The organism is Kocuria sp. CPCC 204721 (genome assembly GCF_040980945.1).
Lineage (GTDB): Bacteria > Actinomycetota > Actinomycetes > Actinomycetales > Micrococcaceae > Kocuria > Kocuria marina.
In genome coordinates, this window is sequence record NZ_JAVKPO010000006.1 from 57,131 (window position 1) to 77,532 (window position 20,402).

17 protein-coding genes, 2 tRNA genes and 1 pseudogene are annotated in these 20,402 nt (G+C 68.8%); 16 read left to right on the plus strand and 4 right to left on the minus strand.

From position 1 onward, the window contains the following. Positions 1 to 14 precede the first annotated feature (14 nt). From murC to RF637_RS07660, 14 genes and pseudogenes are all read left to right on the plus strand, one after another. Entirely contained in the window at positions 15 to 1,421 is a 1,407-nt protein-coding gene (murC, locus tag RF637_RS07595) for a UDP-N-acetylmuramate--L-alanine ligase (RefSeq protein ID WP_035961239.1), read from the plus strand. Continuing rightward, positions 1,421 to 2,635, plus strand: coding sequence for a cell division protein FtsQ/DivIB (locus tag RF637_RS07600; protein WP_368844515.1), 1,215 nt, complete (start codon positions 1,421 to 1,423; stop codon positions 2,633 to 2,635). Before murC ends, RF637_RS07600 begins: the two co-directional genes overlap by 1 nt. Before the next feature lie 244 nt (positions 2,636 to 2,879). Further along, a complete protein-coding gene (gene ftsZ, locus RF637_RS07605; RefSeq protein WP_085105916.1) occupies positions 2,880 to 4,124 on the plus strand; it encodes a cell division protein FtsZ in 1,245 nt (414 codons plus the stop codon). A gap of 227 nt (positions 4,125 to 4,351) precedes the next feature. Beyond that, complete coding sequence (locus RF637_RS07610) at positions 4,352 to 5,086, plus strand: polyphenol oxidase family protein (RefSeq protein WP_144932366.1); 735 nt, start codon at positions 4,352 to 4,354, stop codon at positions 5,084 to 5,086. Then, on the plus strand, positions 5,086 to 5,898 hold the full coding sequence (locus RF637_RS07615; RefSeq protein ID WP_368844516.1) for a YggS family pyridoxal phosphate-dependent enzyme: 813 nt from the start codon (positions 5,086 to 5,088) through the stop codon (positions 5,896 to 5,898). The genes RF637_RS07610 and RF637_RS07615 overlap by 1 nt, the downstream gene beginning before the upstream one ends. 62 nt (positions 5,899 to 5,960) lie before the next feature. Next, complete coding sequence (locus RF637_RS07620) at positions 5,961 to 6,485, plus strand: cell division protein SepF (protein WP_085105919.1); 525 nt, start codon at positions 5,961 to 5,963, stop codon at positions 6,483 to 6,485. A gap of 2 nt (positions 6,486 to 6,487) precedes the next feature. After that, positions 6,488 to 6,784, plus strand: coding sequence for a YggT family protein (locus RF637_RS07625; RefSeq protein WP_085105920.1), 297 nt, complete (start codon positions 6,488 to 6,490; stop codon positions 6,782 to 6,784). A 131-nt stretch (positions 6,785 to 6,915) separates the two neighbouring features. Beyond that, the gene (locus tag RF637_RS07630) at positions 6,916 to 7,677 is read left to right on the plus strand and encodes a DivIVA domain-containing protein (protein WP_085105921.1); all 762 of its coding nucleotides are present in this window, start codon (positions 6,916 to 6,918) and stop codon (positions 7,675 to 7,677) included. A 54-nt stretch (positions 7,678 to 7,731) separates the two neighbouring features. Next, positions 7,732 to 8,217 carry a signal peptidase II gene (gene lspA, locus RF637_RS07635; protein ID WP_240505551.1) on the plus strand — a complete coding sequence of 162 codons (486 nt, stop codon included), beginning with the start codon at positions 7,732 to 7,734 and terminating at the stop codon, positions 8,215 to 8,217. Then, complete coding sequence (locus RF637_RS07640; protein ID WP_085105923.1) at positions 8,207 to 9,184, plus strand: RluA family pseudouridine synthase; 978 nt, start codon at positions 8,207 to 8,209, stop codon at positions 9,182 to 9,184. The genes lspA and RF637_RS07640 overlap by 11 nt, the downstream gene beginning before the upstream one ends. A gap of 56 nt (positions 9,185 to 9,240) precedes the next feature. Continuing rightward, entirely contained in the window at positions 9,241 to 12,795 is a 3,555-nt protein-coding gene (gene dnaE, locus RF637_RS07645; protein WP_085105924.1) for a DNA polymerase III subunit alpha, read from the plus strand. Positions 12,796 to 13,014: 219 nt separating this feature from the next. Next, on the plus strand, positions 13,015 to 14,400 hold the full coding sequence (gene hisD / locus RF637_RS07650) for a histidinol dehydrogenase (protein ID WP_144932372.1): 1,386 nt from the start codon (positions 13,015 to 13,017) through the stop codon (positions 14,398 to 14,400). A 3-nt stretch (positions 14,401 to 14,403) separates the two neighbouring features. Then, positions 14,404 to 14,844, plus strand: a pseudogene (nrdR, locus tag RF637_RS07655) (transcriptional regulator NrdR); the annotation flags it as partial. Positions 14,845 to 15,173: 329 nt separating this feature from the next. Then, positions 15,174 to 15,815, plus strand: a complete 642-nt coding sequence (locus RF637_RS07660; RefSeq protein WP_144932374.1) for an N-acetyltransferase — start codon at positions 15,174 to 15,176, stop codon at positions 15,813 to 15,815. Positions 15,816 to 16,078: 263 nt separating this feature from the next. On the opposite strand, the gene RF637_RS07665 is transcribed toward RF637_RS07660, so the two are convergent. After that, positions 16,079 to 16,154: transfer RNA gene (locus RF637_RS07665), tRNA-Val, on the minus strand. A 208-nt stretch (positions 16,155 to 16,362) separates the two neighbouring features. Between RF637_RS07665 and RF637_RS07670 the strand changes: the two genes are divergently transcribed. After that, positions 16,363 to 16,433, plus strand: a tRNA-OTHER gene (locus RF637_RS07670). Positions 16,434 to 16,547: 114 nt separating this feature from the next. Next, on the plus strand, positions 16,548 to 18,005 hold the full coding sequence (gene gndA / locus RF637_RS07675) for an NADP-dependent phosphogluconate dehydrogenase (protein ID WP_368844517.1): 1,458 nt from the start codon (positions 16,548 to 16,550) through the stop codon (positions 18,003 to 18,005). Between the two features lie 108 nt (positions 18,006 to 18,113). On the opposite strand, the gene epsC is transcribed toward gndA, so the two are convergent. The 3 genes from epsC to msrA form a co-directional block, all read right to left on the minus strand. Continuing rightward, positions 18,114 to 18,698 carry a serine O-acetyltransferase EpsC gene (gene epsC / locus RF637_RS07680; RefSeq protein ID WP_035961303.1) on the minus strand — a complete coding sequence of 195 codons (585 nt, stop codon included), beginning with the start codon at positions 18,696 to 18,698 and terminating at the stop codon, positions 18,114 to 18,116. A 118-nt stretch (positions 18,699 to 18,816) separates the two neighbouring features. Continuing rightward, a complete protein-coding gene (gene cysK / locus RF637_RS07685) occupies positions 18,817 to 19,752 on the minus strand; it encodes a cysteine synthase A (protein WP_035961305.1) in 936 nt (311 codons plus the stop codon). Between the two features lie 95 nt (positions 19,753 to 19,847). Beyond that, the gene (gene msrA / locus RF637_RS07690) at positions 19,848 to 20,387 is read right to left on the minus strand and encodes a peptide-methionine (S)-S-oxide reductase MsrA (RefSeq protein WP_085105929.1); all 540 of its coding nucleotides are present in this window, start codon (positions 20,385 to 20,387) and stop codon (positions 19,848 to 19,850) included. Positions 20,388 to 20,402: the final 15 nt, after the last annotated feature.

The window sequence follows — 20,402 nt, forward strand, 5'->3', positions numbered from 1 at the left end:
CCCCAGGAGAACCAGTGAACACCCAGCAACCCCTCGATCCCCACGGCCTGGGCCGCGTGCACTTCATCGGCATGGGCGGGGCGGGCATGTCCGCGGTCGCGCGGTTGCTGCTCGCGCGCGGTGTGGCGGTGAGCGGTTCGGACGCGAAGGACTCGGCCGGGTTGCGGCAGCTCGAGGCGCTGGGAGCCACGGTGTTCGTGGGGCAGTCCGCGGCCCACGTGGCCGACGCCGCGACGGTGGTCGTCTCCACGGCAATCAAGGAGACGAACCTGGAACTGGCCGCAGCACGTGCCGCGGGTGCGCGGATCCTGCACCGCTCGCAGGCACTCGCTGCGGCGATGCACGGCAGGAACGTGATCGCGGTCGCGGGGACGCACGGGAAGACGACCACGAGTTCGATGGCCGCCGTGGCCCTGCAGGCGGCGGGCATGGACCCGTCCTGGGCCGTGGGCGCCCACGTCCCGGATCTCGGCGCCAATGCGGGCTTCGGTTCCGGCGACTGGTTCGTGGCTGAGGCCGACGAGTCGGACGGCTCCTTCCTGACCTACCACCCGCGGATCGCAATCATCACCAACGTGGAACCGGACCACCTGGACCACTACGGCAGCGCGGAAGCGTTCTACGCCGCGTTCGAGGCGTTCTGCGACACCATCCGCCCCGGTGGGGCCCTCGTGGCGTGCGCGGACGATCCGGGCGCGGACCGGCTCGCGCGGCGTCGTCGGGACCGCGGGGAGGCCGTGCTCACGTACGGGCAGGACCCGGCCGCGGACGTCGTCGTCTCGGACGCCACGCCGCACGGCACGGGCTCGTCCTGCACGCTCACGTTCGACCGCGACGGCGCCCGGCGCACCGTGGCGCTCACGCTCGCCGTTCCTGGAGCGCACAACGTGGCCGACGCCGCGGCGGCGTTCACCGCGGGCCTCGCCGCGGGCGCGGACCCGGACCTGCTCGCCGAGGGCCTGGGCTCGTTCCACGGTTCGTCACGGCGTTTCGACCCCAAGGGCGAGGACGGCGGGGTGCGGGTCTTCGACGACTACGCTCACCACCCCACGGAGGTCGCCGCCGCGCTCACGGCCGCGCGCGACGTCGCCCAGGGTCACCGCGTGCTCGCTGTGTTCCAACCCCACCTGTACTCGCGCACCCGGGAGTTCGCGGAGGCGTTCTGCCGCGCCCTCGAGATCGCAGACCTCGCGTGCGTCACGGACGTCTTCGGCGCGCGCGAGGAACCCCAGCCGGGGATCACCGGCGCCGCGATCACCGGACACGCCTCCGACGACCGGGTGGTCTCCACCCCGAGCGCCGAGGAGGCGATCGAGACCGTGGTGGCCCGTGCGCGTCCCGGGGACGTGATCATGACGATCGGCGCCGGTGACGTGACCGCTCTCGGGCCGCGGATCCTCTCCGCGTTGGCGCAGCGCTGATGGCACGCTCCGTCCCTCCGCACCAGCCCCGTGTGGGCGGCGCTCCGTTCGACGCGGACGACGCCGCCGCGCGCGACGCCGCCGACCCGTCCGGAACCGCCGACCCGTCCGGCATCTCTGACATCTCCGGGACCGGGACGGACGCCTCGACCCCGTGGGACGCGGATTTCCCGTTCCCGACGTCGAGCCCCACCGGAATGGGGTCGTCGGCCGTGGGTCGGGGATCGCGGGGACGCACGCCCGGTGCGTCCTCGGGTGGGTCGAGGTCCGCGCGCGGCCGCGGCAGCGCGCCCGAGGACGCGATGGGCGTTGCCCCGGACGAACAGACCCTCGTCCGCGTGCACGGCGGTGCCAAGGTCACGCGTGTGGCCACGGACGAACTCGAGGCCGTGCCGAGTGCCGGTGGACGGTTCTCGACGTGGCGGGCCCAGCGCCGGGCCGCTCGCGCCACCGAGGAGGCACCCGAGGAGACCGCGGTCGAGCCCGACGAGGACTCCACGACGGTGGTCCCGTTCCCGCCGAGCCCGCATCGGCGCGCCCGGCGCCGCCGCCTGCTCGCACTGCTGCTGAGCCTCGTGGTGCTCGCGGCGCTGGCGCTCGTGGTCTTCTTCTCGCCGTTGTTCGCGACCCGCACGATCGACGTGCAGGGTGCGACCCTCACGGACCCCCGCACGGTGGAGCAGGCCCTGGCCGGGTACGAGGGAGTCCCCATGACCCGGATCTCCAAGCAGGAGATCATGGACTCGGTCGGCGACGTCCCCCAAGTGAAATCGGTGGACGTGGTGTTGCGACCCCCGCACACCATCACGGTGCACCTGCACGAACGCGTGGGGGTGGCCGTGGTCGAGGACGCAGCCAACCTGGTGCTCGTTGATTCGGAGGGCAAACCCCTCAGCACGGTGCCCCGCGCCCAGCGCCCGGACGTGCCCCTCGTGGCGGGTGGCCGGGGTGTCTTGAGCACCCAGAAGTTCACCGACGTGTCCGAGGTCCTGGCCGCTCTGCCGGCGGATGTGCTGTCCCGTGTGGACGCGGCCGACGCCCCGTCCGGCTCAACTGTGGAGCTGACCCTCAAGGGCGGCAAGAAGGTCCTGTGGGGGGACGCGGGGGAGAGCGAACTGAAATCCCAGGTCGTGGCCGCCCTCGTGAACTCGGACGCCACCAAGGACGCCACGCTCATCGACGTGTCCGCACCACTGCACCCCGTGGTCCGGTGAGAAGGGGTCGGAATCGTTCAACCAGTTCCTGAAACTTCAAAGTTGGGCGTGACCAGGGGATTTATGGCAAACTCCGGTAACACGTGGGAGCATGATACGGAGAACCGGGCGGGGTTGTTATCCTTGCCCTGATCGGAATATTGCACCCGCGGGTGTCAATACCTCACGAGTTTCACCTCAAGGTTGAAGCTTTACCCCCAATCGAACATCCCTTGTTCCGCAAGCCCACGCGAGTTAGGTGCATATGGACTCCTCAACCCCCCAGAACTACTTGGCCGTCATCAAGGTGGTCGGCATCGGCGGCGGCGGTGTCAACGCCGTCAACCGCATGATCGAAGAAGGTCTGCGCGGCGTCGAGTTCATTGCCATCAACACGGACGCCCAGGCGCTGTTGATGTCGGACGCGGACGTCAAGCTGGACGTTGGCCGCGAACTGACCCGCGGTCTCGGCGCCGGCGCCAACCCGGACGTGGGACGCCAGGCCGCCGAGGACCACGAGGAGGAGATCCAGGAGGTCCTCAAGGGCGCGGACATGGTCTTCGTGACCGCCGGCGAGGGTGGCGGAACCGGTACCGGTGGCGCGCCCGTCGTGGCCCGCATCGCCCGCTCGCTCGGCGCGCTGACCATCGGTGTGGTCACCCGCCCATTCACCTTCGAGGGTCGGCGCCGGTCCAACCAGGCCGAGAACGGCATCGAGACCCTGCGGGACGAGGTGGACACGCTCATCGTGATCCCCAACGACCGCCTGCTGTCCATCTCGGACCGCAACGTGTCCATGCTGGACGCCTTCAAGTCCGCGGACCAGGTACTGCTGTCCGGTGTCTCCGGCATCACCGACCTGATCACCACCCCGGGCCTGATCAACCTGGACTTCGCGGACGTCAAGTCCGTGATGCAGGGTGCCGGTTCCGCGCTCATGGGCATCGGCTCCGCCCAGGGTGAGGACCGTGCCGTGAAGGCCGCGGAGCTCGCGATCGCGTCCCCGCTGCTCGAGGCCTCGATTGACGGTGCCCACGGTGTACTGCTGTCCATCCAGGGTGGTTCAGACCTCGGTCTGTTCGAGATCAACGAGGCCGCGCGCCTCGTGCAGGAGGTCGCCCACCCGGAGGCCAACATCATCTTCGGTGCCGTGATCGACGACGCCCTGGGGGACCAGGCCCGCGTGACGGTCATCGCCGCCGGGTTCGACTCGGTCTCGCAGGAGACCAACGCCAACAACTCCTCGCCCGCGCAGCGCCAGGCGGAGAACACCCGCGCGACCTTCGGCGGGGACGCGTCCCGGCCCTCGGGTCTGGGCCGCTCTCCTCAGCGCGGCGGTTCCTCCTACGGCGCACCCGCCGCGGGGTTCGCGTCCCGGCAGAACCAGGACGACGACATCCCCGATGACGCGGGCTTCGACGTGGACCTGCCCGCCGAGTCGGACGCGCCGTCCTCCACGAACTCCTCGGGCCGCAAGGACTCCCTGGATTTCCCGGACTTCCTGAAGTGAGTCCAGCGATGCGCACCAGGTGAGTTCACTGGTGTGCATCGTTCCGGGGGACTGATATCGGGGCCGGTGCCCCCACGGGCGGCACGGGTTCGCGCGAGCACCCTGCAGTGTGAACGCCCTGCAGCGCAAACACCGATCGGGGTGCAGTACGGGGTGGTCACCACTGAGGTGACCACCCCGTCGACGTCCCGCGCCCGCGCGGGGCACGGCAGTGGAAGGAGAACGGCATGTGGTTCCGCAGTGAACACCACGGCGTGGGCATCGCGTTCACGGACGCGACCGAGGGCAACCTGGCCACGCACACGGGCGACGATCCCGCGGTGGTGCGGCAGCGGCGTCGTACGGTGGAGTGCGAGCTGGGCACCGGGGCGCGCGGCGTGCGGTTCGTACACCAGGTGCACGGCACCACCGTGCACGACGCCACGGGCACCGACGCCCCCGAACAGGCCCCCGAGGCGGACGCGGCCGTGAGCACGGACGGCACGCCCCTGGGGATCCTCACGGCGGACTGCCTTCCCGTGGTCTTCGTGGGCCGCACGGACGACGACGCCGCGGCGCCGGTCCTCGCGGTGGCCCACGCGGGCCGCAAGGGTCTGTTGGACGGGGTCCTGCAGCACACCGTCGGCGCGCTCGAGGACCGCGGTGCCACCGGGATCACCGCGTGGATCGGCCCCGCGGTGTGCGGGGACTGCTACGAGGTACCCGCGGAGATGGCCGAGGCGGCCGAGGCCGCGCTGCCCGGAATCGCGACCACCACGGCGTGGGGCACCCCCGGCCTGGACCTGCCGAGTGCCGCGGACGCGCTGCTGCGTGAGCGGGGCGTGAGTGTCGCGACCGCAGGCACGGATCGCAAGGCCTGGTGCACGCTCGAGCACCGCGCGCTGTACTCGTACCGCCGGGACACCACACCGCAGCGATTGGCGGGGCTCGTGTGGGCCCGCAACGGGAGGGGCACCGCATAATGGACACCACTGATCCGCAGGACGCGGGTCGCACCGCGGAACTCGCGCAGCGGTTGTCCGCGGTGCGCCAACGGATCCTGCGCGCGGCCGAGGACCGCGCACCCGAGCGCGCCCGAGGGGGCGAGCTGCCCTCGCTCGTGGTCGTGACCAAGTTCTTCCCCGCGCAGGACGTCCTGCGCCTGCGGGAACTCGGCGTGCGCGCGGTGGGGGAGAACAAGGACCAGGAGGCCGGGCCCAAGGCCGCGGAGGTCGCCGAGACCCTCGCCCGGCAGGAGCCTCCCGTGAGTCCTCCCGCGTGGCACTTCGTGGGTCAGTTGCAGTCCAACAAGGCCAAGCACGTGGTCAAGTACGCGTCCTGGGTGCATTCCGTGGACCGACCCTCGCTCGTCACCGCGCTCGGCAAGGCGGTGCGTTCGCACCGCAACGCGGCCCTCGCGGGGGACGCGCGGCCCGCCCCGTGCGACGACGTCGATCTGCCGTGTCTCGTGCAGGTCAACCTGGACCCGGTTGCCGAGCCGGACGGCCACCGCGGGGGAGCGCACCCGGACACCGTCCTGGAGCTCGCGCGGACGCTCGAGGGGACCGAGGGGTTGCGCGTGGGCGGTGTAATGGCGGTGGCCCCGTTGGGCGCCGAACCCCGTGAGGCCTTCGAGACACTGTGGAAGCTTTCCCAGGATGTGCAGCGGGAATTCCCGGACGCGCGGGCGATCTCCGCGGGCATGAGCGCGGACCTCGAAGCAGCCGTGGCCGCGGGGGCCACGCACGTGCGGATCGGTTCGGATGTTCTCGGGCCGCGGCCCGCCGTGCGGTAGCGTAAGGACGGACGACATGCGGGCCGACCTGAGTCGGTCCGTTCTGTGATTGAGGAGAGAATATGGCCGGAGCGCTGCGTCGCACCATGGTCTATCTCGGGCTGGCCGAGAGCGACGACGAGTACCACTCCGAAGAAACCCCCCGCCCTCGGGACACCCCCCAGCACGCCTCGAGCGGTTCCACGACTGCGGTGAGCGAGACCGGCAGCACCTCCATGGCCCGCCGGTCCCCCGAGTACCGAGCCCCCGTGACCCCCATCAAGCGGGCTCCCAGTTCCCGAGAGGACGACAACGAATTGCGCACCATCACCACTGTGCACCCCCGGTCGTACAACGACGCCAAATCCATCGGTGAGGCGTTCCGGGACGGCACACCGGTGATCATGAACGTCTCCGACATGGGTGAGGCCGAGGCCAAGCGTCTCGTGGACTTCGCCGCGGGGCTGGTCTTCGCCCTGCACGGGTCCATCGAACGGGTCACCGCCAAGGTGTTCCTGCTGACCCCGTCCTTCGTGGAGGTCCTGGACCAGGGCCACTCGGACGAGATCGACGAGGATACCGGTTCGGTCCAGCGGGTCGAGGGCTGAGCATGGGCCTGGTGCTGTCGATCGTCTACCTCGCGGTCCACGTGCTCTACATCGCCCTGTTGGGCCGCCTCGTGCTGGACTGGGTACAGATGTTCGCGCGCGGCTGGCGTCCCAAGGGCATGGCGCTCGTGGCGGCGTCCACGATCTACTCGTTGACCGATCCCCCCATGAAGGCGCTGCGCCGGCTCGTGCCGCCGCTGCGCTTCGGCGGGGTGGCGCTGGACCTGGGGTTCCTGATCCTGGTCTTCGCCGTCAGCATCCTGCAGACCGTCCTGGCCGGTTTCCTGCTGCGCGGCTGAGCGGTCCGTGCCCCGGGCGCGGCCACGCGGCTGTATCCTGGGCCAGAATTCACCGCGCAACGGCGGCAGTCACCACCGCGCACGGTCACCATCCGAGCGGTTCAATTCATCTAGAGGAGTGAGGACATCTCATGGCTTTGACACCCGAAGACGTCATCAACAAGCGCTTCCAACCCACCAAGTTCCGTGAGGGCTACGACCAGGACGAGGTGGACGACTTCCTCGACGAGATCGTCGTGGAGCTGCGTCGCCTCAACCAGGAGAACGACGCCCTGCGCAAGCAGGTCGAGACCCTGGGTGGGCGCCCCGAGGAGTCCGCCGTGGAGACCTCCGCGGTCTCGCAGTCCACCGAGGACGTCCAGGAGACCACGGCGACTCCGGCCGCCTCGGTGACCGAGACCTCCGAGACGACCACGGTGTCCGAGCCCGTGCGCGTGACGGACGAGCAGTCCTCGAGCACCGCCGCGACGGTCGCTCCGAGCGCGGGCACGACGTCGTCGGCCGCCGCCCAGCCTGCTGCGACGCAGAACGTCCCGACCACCGAGTCCGCCGAGTCCGCGGCCGCGGTGCTCGCCATGGCGCAGAAGCTGCACGACGACTACGTCTCGCAGGGCCAGGCCGAGCGTGAGCGCCTGATCACCGAGGGCCGCGCGCAAGCGGACCAGCTCGTGGCGGACGGCAAGCGCACCAAGGAGGAGACCCTGTCCTCACTCGAGCGCGAGAAGGTGGACCTCGAGGCCTCCGTGGCGCAGCTGCGCAGCTTCGAGGAGGACTACCGCGGCAACCTCAAGAGCTTCCTCAACGCCCAGCTGAACGATCTCGCCAACACCGGGTCGCTCGAGCCCGCTGACGCTCCCGTCTCCGCGACCACCAAGCGCACGGGCACCAAGTAAGCGCCGGTGACGGAACACACCCCTGACGCGGCGGCGGCCCCCGGGACCTCCCGGGTGGGCCGCCGCTGCCTCGTCATATCCCTGCTCGTGGCCGCGGCCTGGTACGCGGCGGACCAGCTCAGCAAGCTGTGGGTCGTGGAGAACCTCCCGATCGGCCGGCAGTACCCCGTGATCCCCGGCCTGCTGTGGTGGGAACACATCCGCAACAGCGGCGCGGCGTTCTCCCTCGGTTCCAACGTCACGTGGGTCTTCACGATCGTGATGGCCGTGGTGATCGTTGCGATCCTGTGGAACCTGCGCCGGGTGCGGGACCCGCTGTGGGCGCTCGCCCTGGGACTGGTCCTGGGCGGTGCCGCGGGCAATCTCACCGACCGGTTGTTCCGGGAGCCCTCCTTCGCGCACGGACACGTGGTGGACTTCATCGCGGTGCCCCGCTTCGCGATCTTCAACGTGGCCGATTGCGGGGTGGTCGTGGGCGTGGTGCTGATTCTCGTGCTGATCATGACCAATCGCCAGATGGAGGTGCCCCGTGGCCGTTGAGCACACCCGCCCCACCGGTTCCGAACCCGAGTACGTAAGCGAGCGGTTCACGGCCACGGCCGAGCAGGAAGGTTCCCGGCTCGACGCCGCCGTGGCCGCCTGGACGGGTTTGTCCCGTTCGGCGGCGGCACAGTTGTGCGCCGAGGAGCGGGTGAGCTTCCGGGGGCGGCCCGCGCCCAAGTCCCACAGGGTGGGTGCGGCCGAGACCTACACGGTCCAGGTCCCGGTGCCCGAGGACCCCCACCGCATCGCCGCGCAGCATGTGCCGGATCTGCGCCTCGTGCACGTGAACCCGGGCTACGTGGTGATCGACAAACCCGCAGGGGTTGCCGCGCACCCCTCGCCCGGGTGGAAGGGACCCACCGTGGCCGGGGCGCTGGCCGGAGCCGGGATCACGATTGCGACCTCGGGGGCTCCCGAGCGGCAGGGGATCGTGCACCGCCTGGACGTGGGGACCTCCGGGCTCATGGTCGTCGCCCGCGACGAGAACGCCTACACGGTGCTCAAGCGCGCCTTCAAGGAGCGCACGGTCACCAAGGTCTACCACACGGTGGTCCAGGGCATCCCGGATCCGCTCAAGGGAACCATCGACGCCCCGATCGGGCGGCACCCGGGACACGAGTGGCGCTTCGCGGTGCTGCAGGACGGTCGCCGTTCCGTGACCCATTACGAGGTGCTCGAGGCCTTCGGGCGGGCGTCCCTCGTGGAGGTGCACCTGGAGACCGGGCGCACCCACCAGATCCGCGTGCACTTCAACGCCCTGCAGCACCCGTGCTGCGGGGATCTCACGTACGGGGCGGATCCCGCGCTGTCCGCGGGGCTGGGGCTCACGCGGCAGTGGTTGCACGCCACGCGGCTCGGGTTCACGAGCCCCGACACGGGGGAGGACGTGGAGTACACGAGCCCCTATCCCGCGGATCTCGCCTATGCCGTGGAGACGCTGCGGGAGGGCGGCCCGCAGCTGTGACGGATCTCCACCGCGTCCACCCTCAGCGGGTCGGTGCGGGGTCCTAGACTGGGGCGGTGACTTCGGCGACCGGCAAAAAAGGCTTCACCCATCTCCACGTGCACACCGAGTACTCCATGTTGGACGGTGCCGCGCGCCTGACCGACCTCTTCGAGGAATGCCACCGGTTGGGCATGGACTCCCTGGCCACCACGGACCACGGCTTCGTCTTCGGGGCGTTCGACTTCTGGAACAAGGCGCGCGCCGCGGGGATTAAGCCGATCATCGGTGTGGAGGCCTATCTGACCCCGGGCACCGCGCGGCAGGACCGTTCCCGCGTGAAGTTCGCGGACGGCGGGCGCGACGACGTCTCGGGCGCCGGTGCCTACACCCACATGACCCTGCTCGCGCAGACGAGCGAGGGCATGCAGAACCTGTTCCGCGCGTCTACCAAGGCGTCGCTCGAGGGTCAGCTGTACAAGCCGCGTATGGACCGTGAACTGCTCAACCAGTACGGCAAGGGTCTGATCGCCACCACGGGCTGCCCGTCCGGTGAGGTGCAGACCCGCTTGCGGTTGGGTCAGTACGACCAGGCCGTGCAGGCGGCCGCCGAGTTCCGGGACATCTTCGGCGCAGAGAACTTCTACTGCGAACTCATGGACCACGGGCTCGGGATCGAGAAGCGGGTCACGCAGGACCTGCTCAAGCTCGCCAAAGAGCTCAACCTGCCGCTCGTGGCCACCAACGACCTGCACTACACGCACGCGGAGGACGCCAAATCCCATGCCGCGTTGCTGTGCGTGCAGTCCGGTTCCACGTTGCAGGACCCCAAGCGGTTCAAGTTCGACGCTGACGAGTTCTACCTCAAGTCCCCGGAACAGATGCGCGAGCTCTTCCGGGACTTCCCGGAGGCGTGCGACAACACCCTGGAGATCGCCGAGCGCTGCGAGGTGGACTTCGACACCTCCGCGAACTACATGCCGCGTTTCCCCACCCCGGAGGGCGAGGACGAGACCTCGTGGTTCATCAAGGAGGTCGAGAAAGGGCTGCATTACCGCTTCCCCGGGGGCATCCCGGACGACGTCCGCGAGCAGGCCGAGTACGAGAAGAAGATCATCATCCAGATGGGCTTTCCCGGTTACTTCCTGGTGGTCGCGGACTTCATCAACTGGTCCAAGGACAACGGGATCCGCGTGGGTCCGGGCCGTGGTTCCGGTGCGGGGTCCATGGTCGCGTACGCCATGCGCATCACCGAGCTCAACCCGTTGCAGCACGGGCTGATCTTCGAGCGCTTCCTCAACCCGGACCGCGTGTCCATGCCCGACTTCGACGTCGACTTCGATGATCGCCGCCGCTCCGAGGTCATCCACTACGTGACCGAGAAGTACGGCGACGAGCGCGTGGCCATGATCGTCACGTACGGCACCATCAAAGCCAAGCAGGCGCTCAAGGACTCCTCCCGCGTGCTGGGCTACCCGTTCTCCATGGGGGAGCGGTTGACCAAGGCCATGCCGCCGGACGTCATGGGCAAGGGCATTTCCCTGCAGGACGTCTACGACCAGGACGCCAAGCGCTACGACGAGGCGGGGGAGCTGCGCGAGATCCTCGCGGACGACCCCGAGTCCATGAAGGTCTTCGAGACCGCCCAGGGCCTCGAGGGGCTCAAGCGCCAGTGGGGTGTGCACGCGGCCGGTGTGATCATGTCCTCGGACCCGCTGATCGACATCATCCCGTTGATGCGCCGCGAGCAGGACGGGCAGGTCATCACCCAGTTCGACTACCCCACGTGCGAGGGGCTGGGGCTGATCAAGATGGACTTCCTGGGGTTGCGCAACCTCACGATCATCTCGGATGCCCTCGAGAACATCACGCTCAACCGGGACGGGTTCGTCCTGGACCTCGAGCACCTGCCGATCGACGACGCCGGTTCCTACGACTTGCTCGCGCGCGGTGACACCCTCGGGGTGTTCCAGTTGGACGGCGGGCCCATGCGTCAGCTGCTCAAACTGATGCGCCCTGACAACTTCGAAGACATCTCCGCGACCATCGCGCTGTACCGCCCCGGGCCCATGGGTGCGAACTCGCACACCAACTACGCGCTGCGCAAGAACGGCGCGCAGGAGATCACGCCGATCCACCCGGAGCTCGCGGAACCGCTGTCGGAGATCCTGGGCACCACGTACGGGTTGATCGTGTACCAGGAGCAAGTCATGGCGATCGCCCAGAAGGTGGCCGGCTACTCCCTGGGTCAGGCGGACATCCTACGCCGCGCCATGGGCAAGAAGAAGAAGGCGGAGCTGGATAAGCAGTACCAGGGCTTCCACCAGGGGATGATCGACCGCGGGTACTCCGAAGACGCGATCAAGGCGCTGTGGGACATCCTGCTGCCGTTCTCGGACTACGCGTTCAACAAGGCGCACTCCGCGGCCTACGGGCTCGTGTCCTACTGGACGGCGTACCTCAAGGCGCACTACCCGGCCGAGTACATGGCCGCGCTGCTCACCTCGGTCGGTGACGACAAGGACAAGCTCGCCATGTACCTGACCGAGTGCCGCCACATGGGGATCACGGTGCTGCCCCCGGACGTCAACGAGTCCGAACTGAACTTCACCCCGGTGGGCACCGACATCCGCTTCGGCATGGGCGCGGTGCGCAACGTGGGGTCCAACGTGGTGCAGGCCATGGTGGACGCGCGCACCGAGCAGGGCAAGTTCACGTCCTTCACCGATTTCTTGGCCAAGGTCCCGGCCGTGGTGTGCAACAAGCGCACCATCGAGTCCATGATCAAGGCCGGTGCGTTCGACCAGTTGGGTCACACGCGCCGCAGCCTGGTGATGTGCCACGAGCAAGCCGTGGAGGACGTCGTCGCGCAGAAGAAGAAGGAGGACAACGGCGAGTTCACGTTCGACATCTTCGCGATGGGCGGCGCCGACGACGCCGAGCAGGAGACGTTCTCCGTGGAGGTCCCGGAGGTCCCCGAGTGGGAGCGCAAGGATCTGCTGGCGTTCGAGCGCGAGATGCTCGGTCTCTACGTCTCCGACCATCCCCTGCGCGGGCTCGACGACGCCCTGGGCCAGTACACGGACACCGCGATCGCCTCGCTGCTCACCGAGGAGAACACCCGTCCCGACGGTGCGGTGATTACCGTGGGTGGGATGATCACGTCCCTGTCCCGCAGGATCGCGAAGTCGTCCGGCAACGCGTACGCGCGCGTGGAGCTCGAGGACCGCTCGGGATCCATCGAGATCATGTTCTTCGGCAAGGCATATGCGCCCATCGCCGGGGTCCTTGCCGAGGACCTGATCTGCGTGATCAAGGGCCGTATGCAGCGCCGCGACGACGGTTCCATCTCCATCTCCGCCCAGGAACTCACGGTGCCCGAGTTGAGCGTGGATGGTTCCTCGGGACCCGTGTGCGTGGCCCTGCCCGAGCACCGGGCCACGGAGGCCGTGATCCGCCGGATCGGGGAGGTGCTGCGCAATCACAAGGGGGACTCGGAAGTGCGGATCCACTTGGACACGCATCGCAGCGTCCAGGTCATGCGCCTGGGCCCCGAGTACCGGGTCAACCCGTCGCCGGCCCTGTTCGGTGACCTCAAGGTCCTCCTGGGCCCGGCCTGCCTCGAGGCGTGACGACGCGGCACCGGGCGCTCGTCACCGGGCGCTCGTGAACGGGCGGCGTCGAACGGGCCGCGGTTCGACGCCGCACGGGTAGTTGCGCGACGCTGCCCGGGCCGCCGCGCGGCGTCGGACTTGACGCTGCGTGACCTCGGAATGCACGGTGCGTGGGTTCTAGCCGTGTGCGGGTGTTGCCCGAGCGGTCCGCGCGGGGCGCGATTGTAGACTGGGCGGGTGAGTGAGTACAGCCTTGAATCCGCATCCCCGGCGACCACTGGTTCCCACCTGCGGGTCATCGACCTGCGGGGACGGCACCTGGACTGGAACGAGCTGCGTGCGGCGGTGCCGCGCCAAGCGGCGTCGTCGGTCGCTGAGGCGGAGGACAGCGTCCGCTCGATCATCGAGGACGTCCGCTCCCGTGGCGCGCAGGCGCTGCGGGATCTCGCCTTCACGTTCGACGGCGTGGACCAGCAGCGGATCAGGGTGGCGCCCGAGCAGATCGAGCGCGCGGTGGCCGAACTCGACCCCGCGGTGCGCCACGGACTGGAGTCCGCGATCGAGCGCACGCGCGCCTTCGCCCGGGCGCAGCGGCCGCAGGACGTGAGCGTGGAGGTCGCCCCCGGTGCCGTCCTGCGCCACCGGTGGACCCCGGTGCGTCGCGCAGGGCTCTATATCCCCGGTGGGTTGGCCGTGTACCCGTCCTCGGTTGTCATGAACGTCGTGCCGGCCCAGGCCGCGGGCGTGGAATCCGTGGTGCTGTGTTCGCCGCCCCAGAAGGACTTCGACGGACTGCCCCACCCCGTGATCCTGGCCGCGGCCGGTCTGCTCGGTGTGGACGAGGTGTGGGCCGTAGGCGGCGCGCAGTCGCTCGCCGCCTTGGCCTACGGAATCACCGATGGTGAGGACGTCCTGGAACCCGTCAACACCGTGACCGGCCCGGGCAACATCTTCGTGGCCATGGCCAAGCGGCAGTTGCGCTCCGTGGTGGGCGTGGACGCCGAGGCCGGCACCACCGAGATCGCGGTGCTCGCCGACGACTCCGCGGATCCGAGGTTCGTGGCCGCGGACCTCATCTCGCAGGCCGAACACGATCCCGCCGCGGGGTCCGTGCTGATCACCGATTCCGAGGACCTGGCCCGGGCGGTCGAGGAGCAGCTCGCGGTCCAGGTGCCCGCCGCCAAACACCGTGAGCGGATCGCCACGGCACTGGGCGGACCCCAGTCCGGGGTCGTGCTCACGGACGACCTCGACCAGTCCGTGGCGGTTGCGGACGCGTACGCCGCCGAACACCTCGAAATCCACACGCGGGACGCCGCCGCGGTGGCCGCGCGAGTGCGCAACGCTGGCGCGATCTTCGTGGGCCCGTACAGTCCCGTGCCCCTCGGGGACTACGCCGCCGGTTCCAACCACGTGCTGCCCACGGGCGGGACCGCGGTGTTCAACTCGGGACTGCAGGCGGCGTCGTTCATGAAAGCCGTGCAGGTCATCGAGTACAGCAAGAAGGCGCTCGCGCAGCTCGAGGACGACATCGTGGCGCTCGCGGACACCGAGGATCTGCCCGCGCACGGCCGCGCCGTCACGATCCGCTCCGAGGCCGCCGCACCGGGCCGGGAAGGCTGAGCCGTGCACTGCCCGTTCTGCCGGCACAACGACTCCAAGGTGGTGGATTCGCGCACCTCGGACGACGGCACATCCATCCGCCGACGCCGCCGGTGCACCGAGTGCGGCCGACGCTTCTCCACGCTCGAGACCACGACCATCTCGGTGATCAAGCGCTCGGGGGTGACCGAACCGTTCGACCGCCAGAAGATCGTCAACGGCGTGCGCAAGGCATGTCAGGGTCGCCCCGTCAGCGAGGACGACCTCGCGATGCTCGCCCAGGAGGTCGAGGAATCCATCCGGGCCTCGGGCAGTGCGGAGGTCGAGGCGCACGACGTGGGCCTGTCCATCCTCCCGCCCCTGCGCCGCCTGGACGTCGTGGCCTACCTGCGGTTCGCGTCCGTGTACCAGGCGTTCGACGACCTCGAGGACTTTGAGCGCGCGATCAACGTGCTGCGCGATCAGCAGGCGGAGCTCGCGGGTCAGCAGACCCTCGTTCCTCCCGCTGCGGGTCCGGGAACCAACGGTGGCGTACGACGTCGCTCGGGCCGGCGCCCCGCGCAGGGCACGGACGCGGCGTCGGAGGACACTGCCGCGGAGGCCCCCGAGGACGACACGGCACCGAAAAAGGCCGCTCCGACGCGGCGTCGTCGGGCCAAGAAACCGGCGGAGACGCCCACGCAGCCGCGACTTCTCTGAGCGTCGCACGTCCTTTGCCTGCCGGGTGAACGAGCACGTCATGGACGGGTTCGGCACCCGGCCCGCTCTTAGGGGCGTGCTGTTACTCTCTGGTTGTGCAGACGACTCAGGGCGCCGACCACGACGCCGCGCAGCAGATCGACATCCTCCCCGCGGCCGCCGCGGACACACAGCGCGCCGCCGCGACCCTGGCCCGGGCGTTCTCGGTGGACCCCCACGTGGTGGGTCTGCTCCCGCCCGGTGACGTGATCGGGTCCCTGACCGTCCTGTGGGAGCGCATCGTGCGGGAGACCCTGCAGGCGGGCGGCCACGCGTATCTCGCCGAGCGGCGGGGTGAGGAGCGTCCGTTGGGCGTGGCCCTGTGGGAGGCCCCCGGAAGCAAGGTCTCGATCCCTCGGATGCTTCCGGGTCTGCTGGCCTACGCGCGGGTGTTCCGTGATCGCCTCCCGGATGCCCTTGCGACCGAGTTCCTGGCCCACCGCCAGCATCCAGCCACCCCGCACTGGTACCTCAAGGCCGTGGGGACCCTGCCCGATCTGCAGCGGACGGGAGTGGGGAGCATGCTGCTCAACGAACGGCTCGCCCACATCGACCGCGAGCACACTGGGGTGTACCTGGAGGCCTCCTCGCTGGACCTCGTGCCCTTCTACTCGCGTTTCGGGTTCATCTCCCGGGGACCGGTGCCGTCCCGCGGGACGGTCCCCGCGATCGGGATGTGGCGCCCGCCCGTGGCGTGAGGGACCGGAAGGTTCCCTCCGGGTCCTGCGAAGATCGCCCTGAGATGCGCCTTGCGCACCTGTGCGAGTTCGATGCTGCCAGCGATCACTGCGGCCACGGGGCTCAGGAACGTGCCGTTGATACTCGTGTCGACGACGCCGTCCACGATGTGCTCGGAGAGTCCCCACCGTCTCAGTAGACCTGCATCGCTCGACCTAGGAGATAGGCCGGGGCCATGCCGCGACCCCGGCGCGACGGGCTTGACGTCCGTTCGTCGTACGTGTGGTGGGCCCTACCGGGATCGAACCGATGACATCCACGGTGTAAACGTGGCGCTCTACCAGCTGAGCTAAAGGCCCGGGATCGGGTGGGCACGACTGGACCAGCTGCCAGCACCCGATTGCGGATCAGCCTACCCGCAGGTCACGGCGGGGCCCAACACGATGCACGAGTCCGCGTGTGATGTTGACCACGAGAGGTTCCCCGTTCGGCGTCGCGTTTGACACCGCGCGGTCACGATGCGTTAAGCTGATAATGCAAACGCACTCGGTGACGTGTCTTGCTTGAGGGGACGCTGGTGCGCTAGATCGCTTTCGGGCGTGACAGATACGGCGGTTCGATTCCGTCGGTCTCCACCACTTCGAGAAATCCCCGGGACTCAAGTCCCGGGGATTTCTGCATGTCCGAGCGTGTCCGGGGGAACAGGCGGCAATCGCTGCAACCCCACAGGGCAGATGCGTAGGCTAGGGACCATGGCAGCAGAAAAGAAAGCTCACATCGGCGTCACCGGCCTGGCCGTGATGGGCGCCAACCTGGCCCGTAACTTCGCGCACCACGGGTACACCGTGGCCCTGCACAACCGTTCCGAGGGCAAGACCACGGCCCTCATGGAGGAGCACGGTTCCGAGGGGAACTTCATCCCCACCGAGACCATGGAGGAGCTCGTCGATTCCCTCGAGAAGCCGCGCCGCGTGCTGATCATGGTCAAGGCGGGCGCGCCCGTGGATTCCGTGATCGAGCAGCTGACCCCGCTGCTGGACGAGGGCGACATCATCATCGACGGTGGCAACTCCTACTTCCAGGACACGCGGCGTCGTGAGCGCGAGTGCGCAGAGAAGGGCCTGCACTTCGTGGGCGTGGGTGTCTCCGGCGGTGAGGAGGGCGCCCTCAACGGCCCGTCCATCATGCCGGGTGGTTCCGAGGAGTCCTACAAGAGCCTGGGCCCCATGCTCGAAGACATCTCCGCCAAGGCGGACGACGGCACTCCGTGCTGCGCGTGGATCGGCACTGACGGCGCGGGTCACTTCGTGAAAATGGTGCACAACGGCATCGAGTACGCGGACATGCAGGTCATCGGTGAGGCGCACGAGCTGCTGCGTTCCGTGGCCGGACTGGAGCCCGCCGAGCAGGCGGACGTGTTCGAGGAATGGAACACCACCGAGCTGTCCTCCTACCTCATCGAGATCACCGCGCAGGTGCTGCGTCAGGTGGACTCCCGGACGGGCAAGCCCTTCATCGATGTCGTCGCGGACGCCGCGGGTCAGAAGGGCACCGGCCGCTGGACCGTGCAGGAAGCCCTGGAACTGGGCTCCCCGGTCACCGCGATCGCCGAGTCGGTGTTCGCCCGCGCCCTGTCGTCTTCCGAGCCCGTGATGCGCAAGGAGGCCCAAGAGGTGCTGCCCGCCGGCATCGGGGACACCACCGAGGACGTCGTGAAGGACCCCGGGTTCGTGGAGGACGTGCGCAAGGCGCTGTACGCGTCCAAGCTCGTGTCCTACGCGCAGGGCCTGGACATGCTCACCATGGCCGGGCGGGAGTACGGTTGGCAGCTGGACCTCGCGACCATCGCGAGCCTATGGCGCAACGGCTGCATCATCCGCGCCGAACTGCTCAACGTGATCATGGCCGCCTACCAGGGGGACAAGGCCCCGTTGAACCTGCTGTTCGCGCCCGAATTCATCACGTCCATCGAGGACGCACTGCCGTCGTGGCGCCGCGTGGTGGCACGCGCCGTCGAACGCGGCATCCCCGCCCCGGTGTTCTCCTCCGCGCTCGCGTACTACGACGCTCTGCGCCGCCCGCGGCTGAACGCCGCCCTGACCCAGGGCCTGCGGGACTACTTCGGTGCCCACACGTACAAGCGCATCGACGACCCGGACTCCAGCTTCCACGTGCTGTGGAGCGGGGACCGCTCCGAGGTCGTGTCCTGAGCACGTGAACCGTCGACCGCTCCCGAGACAGGGGGTGGTAGCGAGAACGGGCCGGGCCCCCACGTGGAGACCCGGCCCGTTCTCGTCGAACCCGTCAGGTAGTCAGCTTCAGATCCACATCGCGGGATCGATGTAGGTTGCGGGGTCCACGAGCGGTTCCTGCTTCTCCGGGGTGCGCCGGCGCACCTTGCCGGGGATGCCGGTCACGATCGAGTCCTCGGGGACGTCCTTGACCACCACGGCATTGGCGCCCACGGAGGAATCATGGCCCACGGTCAGGGGACCCAGGATCTTGGCACCGGCACCGATGGTCACGCGGTCCTGGATCGTGGGGTGACGCTTGACGGGTTCCAAGGAGCGACCACCGAGGGTCACGCCGTGGTAGATCATCACGTCGTCACCGATCTCCGCGGTCTCACCGATCACCACACCCATGCCATGGTCGATGAAGAAGCGCCGACCGATCGTGGCGCCCGGGTGGATCTCCACGCCCGTGGCCCAGCGGGCGAGCTGGGACACGGTGCGCGCCAGCAACCGGCGGTCCGGGTTGCGCCACAACCGGTGGGACAACCTGTGGGCCCAAATGGCGTGCAGCCCCGAGTAGTTCAGAGCGATCTCCAGGTTAGACCGCGCCGCGGGGTCGTGCGTCCGAGCCGTGTCGAGGTCCTCGTTGAGTCTGCGCCAGAAGCTCACGTGTGTTTCCTCTTCCGTGGTGTGCCGGGGTGGGCCGCCCGCCGTGAAGAACGGGTGCCCAGGGTGCGCCTCACTTGCGGTGCGCATCCCGGACACCCGCACGGTCGGGTCGAGTGGATCAGCCCCGGATGTCTTCGTACAGGATCGTGGAGATGTAGCGCTCACCGAAATCGCACACCACGGCGACGATGAGCTTGTCCCGGTTCTCCTCCTTGGCGGCCTCTTGCAGGGCGGCCCACACGATGGCGCCCGAGGAGATGCCGCCCAGGATGCCTTCCTGGGTGCCGAGCTCGCGGGCGTACTTCACGGAGTTCTCCACGGTGACGTCGTAGACGTCGTCGTAGATCTCACGGTCGAGCACGTCCGGGACGAAGTTCGCGCCGAGACCCTGGATCTTGTGGGGGCCGGCCTTACCCTCGGTCAGCAGCGGGGAGTCGGAGGGCTCCACGGCCACGAGCCGGATGTCCGGCTTCTGCTCGCGCAGGTACTTGCCCGCGCCGGAGATGGTCCCGCCCGTGCCGATACCGGCCACGAAGACGTCCACGGCGCCGTCGGAGTCGTTCCAGATCTCGGGACCCGTGGTCTCGTAGTGCACCTGGGGGTTGGCGGGGTTGGCGAACTGGCTCGCGAGGATCGCGTTGTCCGAGGAGTCCACGATCTCCTGGGCCTTGTCCACGGCGCCGCGCATGCCGTCGGCACCCGGGGTCAGCACGATCTCCGCACCGTAGGCGCGCAGCATGACCCGGCGTTCGGTGGACATGGTCTCGGGCATGGTCAGGATGACTTTGTACCCGCGGGCAGCACCCACCATGGCCAGGGCGATGCCCGTGTTACCGGAGGTGCCCTCCACGATCGTCCCACCGGGCTTGAGCTGGCCGGAGGCCTCGGCGGCATCCACGATGGCCTTGCCGATCCGGTCCTTCACGGAGTTAGCGGGGTTGTAGAACTCGAGCTTCACGGCCACGTTGCCGGGGAGGTCCTTGTCCAGGTGGTTCAGGCGGACGAGGGGAGTGCCTCCCACGACCTCGGTGACGTCGTTGTAGATCTTGCCCATGACATGTCTCCTGTTCAGTCGGTCCGCGGGGCATGGCACACGTGCCGGTCCCCGCACAGAATCTTTCCCAGCGTATCTGTGGCCCGGGTGGCGGCTCAGTCGTTCAGCCACACGGCGTAATGTTGGCGCACCTTCGCGAGCTTGGGGTTGATGATCACCTGGCAGTAGCCGTTGAATGGTTGGTTCCCGTAGAAGTCCTGGTGGAAGTCCTCTGCCTCGTACACGGGCCCGAGCGGCTCGATGGTGGTCACCACGGGATCGTCGAACAGTGTCTGCGCCCGGGAGATCGCGGCCTCGAAGAGGTGCCGTTGCTCGTCGTCGGCGGGGAACATGGCGGAGCGGTACTGCGTGCCCACGTCGTAGCCCTGGCGGTTGAGCGTGGTGGGGTCGTGGCCCGTGAAGAACAGGTCCAGAATCACGTCGGCGGGAACCACGGAGGGATCGAACGTGACCTCCACGGCCTCGGCGTGGCCCGTGGTGCCCGAGCACACGGACTCGTAGTCGGGGTGGTCCGTGTGCCCTCCCGTGTACACACTGCGCACCCCCTGCACGCCCCGCACCCTGCGGTAGACGGCGTCCAGGCACCAGAAGCAGCCACCGGCCAGCACGAACGTCTGCGGTGTCGATGAAGTCATGCCCAGTACAACGCG

Excerpts from the sequence above, each read along its gene's own strand:
- ftsZ (WP_085105916.1), top strand. The coding sequence starts at position 2,880 with ATGGACTCCTCAACCCCCCAGAACTACTTGGCCGTCATCAAGGTGGTC.
- RF637_RS07610 (WP_144932366.1), top strand. The coding sequence starts at position 4,352 with ATGTGGTTCCGCAGTGAACACCACGGCGTGGGCATCGCGTTCACGGAC.
- RF637_RS07625 (WP_085105920.1), top strand. The coding sequence starts at position 6,488 with ATGGGCCTGGTGCTGTCGATCGTCTACCTCGCGGTCCACGTGCTCTAC.
- cysK (WP_035961305.1), bottom strand. The coding sequence starts at position 19,752 with ATGGGCAAGATCTACAACGACGTCACCGAGGTCGTGGGAGGCACTCCC.
- RF637_RS07620 (WP_085105919.1), top strand. The coding sequence starts at position 5,961 with ATGGCCGGAGCGCTGCGTCGCACCATGGTCTATCTCGGGCTGGCCGAG.
- RF637_RS07630 (WP_085105921.1), top strand. The coding sequence starts at position 6,916 with ATGGCTTTGACACCCGAAGACGTCATCAACAAGCGCTTCCAACCCACC.
- RF637_RS07600 (WP_368844515.1), top strand. The coding sequence starts at position 1,421 with ATGGCACGCTCCGTCCCTCCGCACCAGCCCCGTGTGGGCGGCGCTCCG.
- gndA (WP_368844517.1), top strand. The coding sequence starts at position 16,548 with ATGGCAGCAGAAAAGAAAGCTCACATCGGCGTCACCGGCCTGGCCGTG.
- msrA (WP_085105929.1), bottom strand. The coding sequence starts at position 20,387 with ATGACTTCATCGACACCGCAGACGTTCGTGCTGGCCGGTGGCTGCTTC.
- RF637_RS07615 (WP_368844516.1), top strand. The coding sequence starts at position 5,086 with ATGGACACCACTGATCCGCAGGACGCGGGTCGCACCGCGGAACTCGCG.